We start from the raw sequence: 1287 nt of genomic DNA, 5'->3' as shown, positions 1-1287 counted from the left end.
AATTCTTTATCATATCGTTTGGCCATCTTAGACACTCCTAGAGATTATTATATTTAGTATAAAAATCCCCATTTGTTATGTCCAATTATTAGACTAATATCATCGGTGTTATTAGGTACGCGAATTATGGCTAATTATTGATGGGTTGGAGCTTCACTTTCAGGAACTTTATACTGCAATCGGACACGTTTGTTGAAGGATCGTAGTCATAAAACAATCAACTTTTTTATAAAAAATGTATACTAATTCACAAGGGAGCAATCCATTTTGAACAATCTTTTTTTCAAAATTGATTGTTTTTATTTGCCATAGAATATGGGTTCTGAGGTCTCTTTTGATCAAACTTTATTTCAAAACTACAATCGAAAAAACAAATATTTTTAACCGTTGGATGGTAAATTTCTAATTCATGTTTGGTGATTTTAGCTATATATTGATCAGAAGACTATTTGGCGAATTACTTGTTGTTGACAGGAATAGGGAATTTATACTAAAATAAAAATTGATTGGATGACCAATTTAAATATTGGACAATCAACATGAATGAGAGGAATAACCTGATGGAAAACAAACAATCTTTTATTGCTGAAGCACGAAGAGAACAGATTATTCAAGCTTGTATTGATACACTTGACGAAGTTGGTTATACAAATGTCAGTTTAACCAAAGTCGCTAAAAAGGCAAGAGTAAGTACAGGATTAATTTCGTATCATTTTTCTGGAAAAATGGATTTAATCAATCAAACCTTACTGTATTTACTTAACAAAAAGTTGGATTTTATTAGTGGAAAGGTTGTTCGAGAAGAAACGCCTATTTTACAATTAAAAGCATATATTGAAGCTAGTTTGGCTTACCAAGTAGCTAATTATAAAAAAAATATTGCATTAATTGAAATTGTTTTTAATGCTAAAAACGAAGAAGGAGTGCCTTACTATAAAGCTGATGATGACGAAGAAGATCTGTTAAATGCATTGCTCAAAGAGATTTTGTTAGAGGGACAAGAGAGTCAAGAGTTTTCTAATGAATTTGACGTAGAAATGATTTGTGTCCTGATTCAAGGTGCAATTGAAGAAAGTATGCTTAAAAATAAGAATTCCTTTAGTCTTGAGAAGTATAGGGATGATTTAACTAGAGTAATAACAAAAATAGTTATGTAACACCAAAAGGTCTACTTCACTTTAATTAGAATAGTTGCTCATAAGCCCCTAAATGAACTTGGACACTAAGAGTGGAATGTATTATACTACTTAATGTGTTAGGGAGGCTTACAACATGAAACGCACAAGA

At 30.9% G+C, this 1287-nt stretch carries 1 protein-coding gene; it reads left to right on the top strand.

Annotated features, from left to right (window positions below; translation table 11 throughout):
* Positions 1-560: 560 nt before the first annotated feature.
* A complete protein-coding gene (locus tag IEX12_RS23060; protein WP_188725989.1) occupies positions 561-1157 on the top strand; it encodes a TetR/AcrR family transcriptional regulator in 597 nt (198 codons plus the stop codon).
* The last annotated feature ends 130 nt before the right edge of the window (positions 1158-1287 follow it).

This window comes from Lentibacillus populi, assembly GCA_014642895.1.
GTDB lineage: Bacteria > Bacillota > Bacilli > Bacillales > Amphibacillaceae > Lentibacillus_C > Lentibacillus_C populi.
The sequence above is the reverse complement of the archived record's forward strand: the minus strand, read 5'-3'. Positions and strand labels throughout refer to the sequence as shown.

Excerpts from the sequence above, each read along its gene's own strand:
- IEX12_RS23060 (WP_188725989.1), top strand. The coding sequence starts at position 561 with ATGGAAAACAAACAATCTTTTATTGCTGAAGCACGAAGAGAACAGATT.